We start from the raw sequence: 7,811 nt of genomic DNA, 5'->3' as shown, positions 1-7,811 counted from the left end.
CCCGCAGCACCCGCAGCACCCGCAGCGCCCGCAGCGCCCGTCGCCGCCGGTGAAACGCCCATGGCCGCCGCCTCGCCCGCCATTGCGGTGCCACCCATGGCCGCACCGCTGCTCACCCCGCCCGCCAGCGAGTCTTTGGCCAATCCTTACGGCATGCGCTCAGTGTGGCAACAAGGGGATCTGGTGGCCCGCACGACGCTGCTGCTGCTGGCGCTCATGTCCTTGCTCAGCTGGTACTTCATCATCGCCAAGCTGCTGGCGCAGGGCCGCTTGAGCGCGCAGGCGAAAGCGGCAAAGAAGGCCTTTGCCGGTGCGGACGCCTTGAACAGGCGCGTCGAAGGCCTGGACAAGGCCAGCCCGTTTCGCTTCATCGCCGAGTCGGCGCTGGAGGCTGCACGCCGCTACTACAGCCTGGCCGGCCAGGTTGACATGAACAGCTGGCTCAGTCAGGACATCGTGCGCTCGGTGGCGACACTGCAGATGCGCAGCCAGGAAGGGCTGTCGGTGCTGGCCACTATCGGGTCGACGGCGCCATTTGTTGGGCTGTTCGGCACCGTCTGGGGCATTTACAACGCGTTGGTGACGATCGGCGTTTCGGGCCAGGCATCGATCGAAAAAGTCGCCGGACCGGTGGGTGAGGCGCTCATCATGACGGCGCTGGGTTTGGCCGTGGCGGTGCCGGCGGTGCTGGGCTACAACTGGCTGGTGCGGCGCAACCGGGTCACGCTGCACGCGGTCAAGGGTTTTGGCTCCGAGTTGCACACCCTGCTGCTGGTTGAAATCGACAAAAGCCAGCGCGCCGGCGCTGCCAGCCAGGTGGCCTGAGTCATGGCGATCACCTACCGGGAGGAGGGCGAGGACGACGCCGTGCTGTCCGAGATCAACACCACGCCATTGGTGGATGTGATGCTGGTGCTGCTGATTATTTTTCTGATCACCATTCCGGTCATCAACACCTCGGTGGCCGTGCGCCTGCCCCGGGAGGCGAACCAGTTGCAGCAGCGCCAGCCGCAGACCGTGGTGATCTCGGTCGATGCCCGTGGCGGCACCTACTGGTTTGATGCCCGGTTGACTGACGCGCAAAGCCTGCAAGACAAGCTCACGCCAATTGCCCGGCAAACCCCGCAGCCCGAGGTGCACATTCGGGGCGACGCCCGCGCCGACTACGAGGCCGTGGCGCGGGTGCTGTATGCCTGCCAGCAGGCCGGCATCACGCGCATTGGCTTTGTGACGGAGCCGCCTCATGGCCATTGATTTTGACGAGGCGTCGGACCCGACAGAACTCGATGTCGCTTCGGGGATGAACATCACGCCGCTGATCGACGTGTTGCTGGTGCTGCTGGTGATGCTCATCATCACCATCCCGATCCAGTTGCACTCGGTCAATATGGAAATGCCGGCCGGCGCGCCCCTGTCCATGCCAACCGAACCGCTGGTGGTCAAGATCGAGGTCAACGCCCAGAACCAGCTGCTATGGAACGGTCAGCCTATGGCCGGCCGCGTCGAGCTGGACCAGCGCCTGCAGGCCGCAGCACAACTGAGCGAACAGCCCGAGATTCACATCCGGGCGCACCGTAGCGCCAAGTACGACGCCGTGGCCGCGGTGCTGACGGCCGCGCAGCAGATGGGCCTGCAAAAAATAGGGGTGGTGGGTCTGGACGAGTACGCCCGTTGAAGCCTGCGCGGCAGGGATCAGCCGGGCGTAAACAGCCCGTCCGCAGCGAGCCGCAGCACCCGGTCGGCGCGGGTGGCCGCCGCTTGCGAATGGGTGACCAGCACCAGTGAGGCGTGTTGTTGGCGGGCCTGCTTAATAAGGGCGTCCATCACCCTGACGGCGGTGCTCGGGTCCAGGTTGCCGGTGGGCTCGTCGGCCAGCAGTAATTTAGGCCGGTGCACCAGCGCGCGGGCAATGGCCACGCGCTGCAACTGGCCGCCACTGAGTTGCTGCGGCAGGCGCGCGCCCAGGCCGCCCAAGCCCACCGCCGCCAGCATGGCTTGCACCCGGGCATCATCGTGCTGGCCGAGCAGCATCAAGGGCAGCGCCACGTTTTGCGCCACATCCAGGTGCGGCAGCACGTGAAAGGCCTGGAATACAAAACCGATTTTTTCCCGCCGCAGGCGCGCCAGCTGGTCGTCGTTCAACTGCCCCAGATCAAGACCATCGAGAACGACCGAGCCGCTGTCCCACTGGTCCAGCCCGGCCAGACAGTTGAGCAGGGTGGACTTGCCAACGCCGGACTCCCCCACGATCGCCACAAACTCGCCGTCGGGCACGCTCAAGGACACGTTGGCAAACACCGGCACCGCGCCGTAGTGCTTGCTTAAATTGGAGACCACCAGACTCATGGTTGACCTTGCAGCTTGTTCCTGGCATTCACAAACTCGCGCGCCAGCGCCAGCACCTGATCCAGCGCATCGGGCGCGTCACAGGCCACCACGTGGCGCTCTTGCATGGAGCGCAGCCAGGTCAGTTGGCGCTTGGCGAGCTGGCGCGTGGCACAGATGCCCTTGTCGCGCAGCTCGCTCATCGGCCACAGACCATCGAGCGCCTGCCAGGCTTGCCGGTAACCGACGCAGCGCATGGCGGGTAAATCGGCCTGCAGATCGCCGCGTGCGCGCAGGGCTCGCACCTCGTCCACAAAACCGGCCACCAGCATGGCATCAAAGCGATCGGCAATGCGCTGGTGCAGCCAGGCGCGGTTTTGCGGTTCGAGTGAAATCAGGCACCTGTCATTTTCAGGAAAATTTAAACATTTTTGGCCTCCAGCCCCCGTCGCATCTTCGTTTGTTGCTATTAATTTAGTAGTCTGAAAGGACGACAGCGGCTGCCCCGACAGCCGGTAAACCTCCAGCGCCCGGGCAATGCGTTGGGAGTCCGCCGGGTGCAGGCGCTTGGCGCTCACCGGGTCCACCTCGGCCAGCGCGGCGTGCAACGCGGGCCAGCCTTGCTCGGCTGCCTCTGTGGCGATCAGCGCGCGCGTGGCCGGGTCGGCTTTGGGCATGGGGTCGAGCCCTTCCAGCAGCGCCTTGAAGTACAGCATGGTGCCGCCCACCAGCAGCGGCAGTCTGCCGCGTGCCGTGATGTCGGCGATGAGAGTCTGGGCGTCGGCCACAAACTCGGCGGCGCTGTAGGCCTGCAGCGGGTCGCGGATATTGATCAGGTGGTGCGGCACCGCGGCCAGCTCGTGGGCGCTGGGCTTGGCCGTGCCGATGTCCATGCCGCGGTACACCAGTGCCGAGTCGACGCTGATGATCTCGACCTCATGCACACGCGCGATGGCCAGTGCGGCAGCGGTTTTGCCGGAGGCGGTGGGGCCCGCCAGCGCCAGGTAACGAGGCGGGTGCGGCGGGTGAAGAGGGCGCGCCGGGCGCTCAGTGTTCATCATGTTGGCCTTGTCGTTGCACCAGCGTCCATGCCGCCAACGCGATCAATACGCTCCAGAACCATACGCCCAGCGCCAGCGGCAGCACCGTGCCATCCATGTGGGTGCCGAGCCAGCCGCCCATGGCAAAGGCGGCGATCATCATCAAGAAACCGTTCAAGGCGGATGCGGCGCCGGCGGCCTGCGGGAACGGCCCCACCGCGCCGCTCTGGCTGCACGGCTGGTGCACGCCGTGGCCAAGCATGAACAGGTACTGCGGCAGCATGAGGGCCCAGCCGTTGTGCAGCCCGGCCAGCGCCATCACGCCCATCAGGCTGCCCCCGCTGAGCGACAGGCCGCCCGCGAGCGCCACGGCACGGCGCACGCCAAAACGCGTCAGCCAGTAACGGCACAAAAAAGTGCCCAGCAGATACGCCAGCGAATTGCTGAACATCAGCAGTCCGTAGGCGCTGGTGCGCCAGCCCAGCACCTGGATAAAGACAAAGGAGGACGCCGCCAAAAACGTGAACAAGCCGCCGTACGATGCCGCAGACAGCGCTGAAAACGCCACAAAGGTCGGGTTGCGCACAATCGCCAGCCAGGTACGCCCCAATGCGGCGGGTCGCAATGCTTTCAGATTCTTTTGCGCCAGAGTCTCGGTAAAGCGCCAGGCAATCAGCGCCAGGCAGACGGCACCAAAAACGGCAAGCGCCAACAGCGCCACGCGCCAGCTGAACCAGCCTGCCAGCAGCCCGCCCAGTGGTGCACTCAGGCAGGCAATGACGCCCAAGCCGCTCAAGCCCTTGGACATCACGCGCGCACCCTGCAGCGGCGTGTACAGGTCGCGCACGATGGCGCGCGCGCACATCACGCCCGCGCCCATGGCGGCGCCTTGCACCGTGCGCCAGACAATCAGCATGGCCATGCTGGGTGCGAGTGTGCTGGCAATCGACGCCAGCACATAGGCCGCCATGCCCCACAGCAGAATCGGGCGCCGGCCAAAGCGGTCCGACAGCGGCCCCCAGACCAGTTGTGACAGACCAAAGGCCAGCAGCAAAGCGCTCAGCGTGAGCTGTGCCTGCGCCATCGGCGCGCCAAAACCGGCGGTCAAAGCCGGCAGTGCGGGCAGGTACAAATCGGTGGTGATGGGCTGCAGCCCCAGCAGCAAAGAGAGCAGCAAAATGACCAGGCCGGGCGGCATGGCGGTAACGGCAGGGGCGGCGAGTTGGGCAGGCATTCGGCTGAGCGTATCAGATCAGCCTTGCCGTGATCGACCGCTGCCGCGGGGACGATGGGGCAGCCATGAATTGCCGTGCTGGCGTCAACGCCAGCACGGCGAACGACGCGGCAATCAGGGGAACAAGGGCGCCGAAAGAAGACAGGCCACGAGAAAACGTGGCCTGTTCCCCCATTCTTTTATTGGACGGTCAGTTTCTTGGCTTCCGTGGTCGCCTTTTTGGGCAGATCCAGGGACAACACGCCGTCTTCGTACTTGGCGACGGCCTTGCTTTCGTCCACGTCTTGCGCCAACGTGAAGCTGCGGGAGACGGAGCCGTAGTAGCGCTCGCTGCGCAGCACTTTGCCGCCCTCGCCCTTGAATTCTTTTTCGCCCTTGGTCTCGGCGTCGATTTGCACCAGGTTGCCGTCGATGCGGACATTGATGTCTTCTTTTTTCACGCCGGGCAGGTCGGCGCGGACCTTGTACATGCCTTCTTTCTCGACCACATCGACCCGAATATCCAGATCGTCAAGCGTTCTGTCGGTGCGCATGGGCGCCGCAAAGCGCCTGAACATGGTGTCAAAGGGATCGGTGAGGGTGGGGTCAAACAAACGTAAGCTGGCCATGATGGTTCCTTTCATTGGAGAGTTGGCACAGGTGATGTGCGTCGCGCTCGCTCCGGTGTGCCTGCGTGACCGCAACAAATCAAGGTTAGTCACAACATGGGCTGGTGATTTGATAACTCGCAAGCCAGTGGAAATTAGTGCACAGCCCCGCAGCCGGGTCGTTTAAGCTATGCCCGGTTGCATGTAGTAACTTTTAAGTATTTCGTGTTCATTGAGATAATTCCCATGGCTATGACCTTGAAGCAGCATGATCGTCGTCCACCCCATCTATCCTGACTGAAGCCGCGCATGGAGACGCCTCTTTCTGAAGACACCGCGCGCAAGCTCGATATTGGCTATCGGCTGCTGTTTGAGAGAAGTCCGCTGCCGATGTGGGTTTATGACGTGCAAACACTGGGCATGCTGGCCGTCAACGACGCCGCCCTGGCGCAGTATGGGTACAGCAAGCAGGCGTTTGTCGGCTTGACCGTGCTTGACCTCCATCCGCCAGACGAAGCGGCACAAGCGCAGCAACACCTGCAACTGGCGTGTGGCGAGCCCGTAACCCAGACGCTGTGGCGGCACCGGCTCGCCAATGGCGACCTGATTGACGTCGAGGTGGTGACCGAATACGTCGAACTTGACGGCATCCAGGCGCGCCTTGCGCTGGTGCGCGATCTGACGGCGCAGCAGCGTGCCAAGCAGCAACTGCAAGAGGAGCACCGGACACTGACTGCCGTGCTTGACTCGACAACCGATGCCATCATCAGCATGACTGTTGAGGGCGTGATCAAAGTGTTCAACCCTGGCGCCGAGCGCATCTTTGGCTACAGTCGGGAGCGTATGCTGGGTCAAAACATGGCGCTGCTGTTGCCTGAGCGCTACCGGGCCGTGCATCCGCAGCAGTTGCGCTCATTTGCCGACTCTGGGGCGATCAGCCACATGATGGGCATGGGCGTTGTCAAGGGCTTGCGTGCCGATGGCCAGGAAATGGATCTGGAAGGCACACTCTCACAGGTGATCGTCCACCAGGAGCGGCGGCTGATTGCCTGCCTGCGCGATGTCACGGAACGCGCCCGTTCGCAAGCCAAATTCCGGCAGTCCAGGGCGCAACTCTCGGAGCTGACGCAACGGCTCATGACGCAGGAAAAAACGTTGGTCAAGCAACTGGCCAAGACCTTGCATGACCAACTGGGCCAGACACTGGCCGCGGTTCGCATGGCGCATGAAACGATTCAGGCCGTGCAGCCCAAAGATACCCCGGCGGCCGTACAGCGGCAGCAGGCGCAACTGGGCAAGCTCGTTGGCCATGCGATCCAACAGGTCAGGCAAGTGCTGGTTGATTTGCGCCCCCCCTTGCTGGAGGACCAGGGGCTCGTCGCCGCGCTCGACAATGAGTTGCGCAACCGTTCGCTGACCCAACCCCAGATCGACTTCTCGATTGACGTGCCGCCCGAGATTGAGCCGATGCGCTGGCCCGGTGAGGTTGAATATGCGGCCTTCATGGTGGCCCGAGAGGCGCTTGAAAACGCCTTGCGCCACGCGAACGCGTCGGCCATCGCGGTGCGCCTGGTGGGCACGCAGCAGTCGTTGCAGTTGCAGGTGTTTGATAACGGGGTCGGCATCCCGGCCGGGGCCGCGGTTCCAAGTGGTCACTTGGGGGTCTTCGGCATGCACGAACGGGCGCAGGCGATTGGTGCGACGGTGACGGTGGGCGCCGGTGAAGACAGGGGTACGTGTGTGAGTTTCTATTGGCAGCCTGAGCCTGAGCATGATTCTGAATGGGGTGCCCTATGACCGGCGTTTACCTGGTTGATGATCACCAGATCATGCGCGAAGGCTTGCGCGCCCTGCTGGAGGCCAAGGGTCACAAGGTGGTGGGTGAGTCAGCCGACCCGACCGAAGCCCTGGCAGATTTGCTGCGCATGCGCCCCGAGGTGCTGCTGCTCGACCTGAATCTGGGTGAGCGCTCGGGTTTCGAGTTGCTCGCTGAGCTGCAGCGGCGCCACCTGCCGACGCGCTGCGTGGTGTTGACCATGTCGGCGCAGCCGCGCCAGGTGGCCGAGGCCCTGCGCATGGGGGCCAGCGGCTATGTGCTCAAGGGCTCAGCGGTCAGCGATCTGCTGAGCGCGGTTGACGCGGCGGTGCGTGGCAAGAAACATCTGGGTGCCGAAGTGGCCGACCTCGCGCTGCAGGTGTTTACGCTCAAGGACGAAGATCCGTTAAGCACGCTGTCCCCGCGTGAGCAACAAATCATCATCATGGTGGTCAAGGGCGCTTCCAGCTCCCAAATTGGCACTCAACTGCATTTGTCGCCCAAAACGGTCGCCACCTACCGCAGTCGCCTGATGGCCAAGCTCGGTGTGCGCGACGTCCCGGGCCTGGTGCGACTGGCCGTGCGCCATAAGCTGATCGACGCCGACGAGTCAACCAACCGTAGCCGCCGCGCCACGGACGGGGCCATGGGAAAAGTGGAACAGCAGTGAATTTGGTGCTCGTGTTGCCTTAATTGTCCACGGCTGCCCGCGCAAGGCGTCTATATCTCCCTACAGACGAGACGCAAGGGGACCCTTACAGTTTGTTGCAGGGATTGGCTTAGGCGCCCACCGGGTGCGGCCTCCAGCA

The 7,811-nt window shown here is 63.7% G+C and carries 9 protein-coding genes; 5 read left to right on the top strand and 4 right to left on the bottom strand.

What is annotated here, in order from left to right; genetic code table 11:
- The 3 genes from WA157_RS09665 to WA157_RS09655 all read left to right on the top strand — a co-directional run.
- Nucleotides 1–825, top strand: an 825-nt coding sequence (locus WA157_RS09665) for a MotA/TolQ/ExbB proton channel family protein (protein WP_422620741.1), incomplete at its 5' end; no start/stop codon positions are given.
- Nucleotides 826–828: 3 nt separating this feature from the next.
- Nucleotides 829–1,254 carry an ExbD/TolR family protein gene (locus WA157_RS09660; RefSeq protein WP_422620740.1) on the top strand — a complete coding sequence of 142 codons (426 nt, stop codon included), beginning with the start codon at nucleotides 829–831 and terminating at the stop codon, nucleotides 1,252–1,254.
- Entirely contained in the window at nucleotides 1,244–1,675 is a 432-nt protein-coding gene (locus WA157_RS09655; RefSeq protein ID WP_318667488.1) for an ExbD/TolR family protein, read from the top strand. Before WA157_RS09660 ends, WA157_RS09655 begins: the two co-directional genes overlap by 11 nt.
- 17 nt (nucleotides 1,676–1,692) lie before the next feature.
- Here WA157_RS09655 and WA157_RS09650 read toward each other — a convergent pair whose 3' ends face one another.
- From WA157_RS09650 to WA157_RS09635, 4 genes are all read right to left on the bottom strand, one after another.
- A complete protein-coding gene (locus WA157_RS09650) occupies nucleotides 1,693–2,346 on the bottom strand; it encodes an ABC transporter ATP-binding protein (protein WP_422620739.1) in 654 nt (217 codons plus the stop codon).
- A complete protein-coding gene (gene miaA / locus WA157_RS09645) occupies nucleotides 2,343–3,386 on the bottom strand; it encodes a tRNA (adenosine(37)-N6)-dimethylallyltransferase MiaA (protein WP_422620738.1) in 1,044 nt (347 codons plus the stop codon). Before miaA ends, WA157_RS09650 begins: the two co-directional genes overlap by 4 nt.
- Nucleotides 3,373–4,599 (bottom strand): multidrug effflux MFS transporter, encoded by a 1,227-nt coding sequence (locus WA157_RS09640; protein WP_422620737.1) that lies wholly within the window; start codon nucleotides 4,597–4,599, stop codon nucleotides 3,373–3,375. The genes miaA and WA157_RS09640 overlap by 14 nt, the downstream gene beginning before the upstream one ends.
- A gap of 179 nt (nucleotides 4,600–4,778) precedes the next feature.
- Nucleotides 4,779–5,207, bottom strand: a complete 429-nt coding sequence (locus WA157_RS09635) for an Hsp20/alpha crystallin family protein (RefSeq protein ID WP_422620736.1) — start codon at nucleotides 5,205–5,207, stop codon at nucleotides 4,779–4,781.
- A gap of 288 nt (nucleotides 5,208–5,495) precedes the next feature.
- On the opposite strand from WA157_RS09635, the gene WA157_RS09630 reads away from it, so the two are divergent.
- Together WA157_RS09630 and WA157_RS09625 are read left to right on the top strand one after the other, a co-directional pair.
- The gene (locus WA157_RS09630) at nucleotides 5,496–6,983 is read left to right on the top strand and encodes a PAS domain-containing sensor histidine kinase (protein WP_422620735.1); all 1,488 of its coding nucleotides are present in this window, start codon (nucleotides 5,496–5,498) and stop codon (nucleotides 6,981–6,983) included.
- Entirely contained in the window at nucleotides 6,980–7,672 is a 693-nt protein-coding gene (locus WA157_RS09625) for a response regulator (RefSeq protein ID WP_422620734.1), read from the top strand. Before WA157_RS09630 ends, WA157_RS09625 begins: the two co-directional genes overlap by 4 nt.
- Nucleotides 7,673–7,811 lie beyond the last annotated feature (139 nt).

This window comes from Rhodoferax ferrireducens (assembly GCF_049302455.1).
Lineage (GTDB): Bacteria > Pseudomonadota > Gammaproteobacteria > Burkholderiales > Burkholderiaceae_C > Rhodoferax > Rhodoferax ferrireducens_B.
The sequence above is the reverse complement of the archived record's forward strand: the minus strand, read 5'-3'. Positions and strand labels throughout refer to the sequence as shown.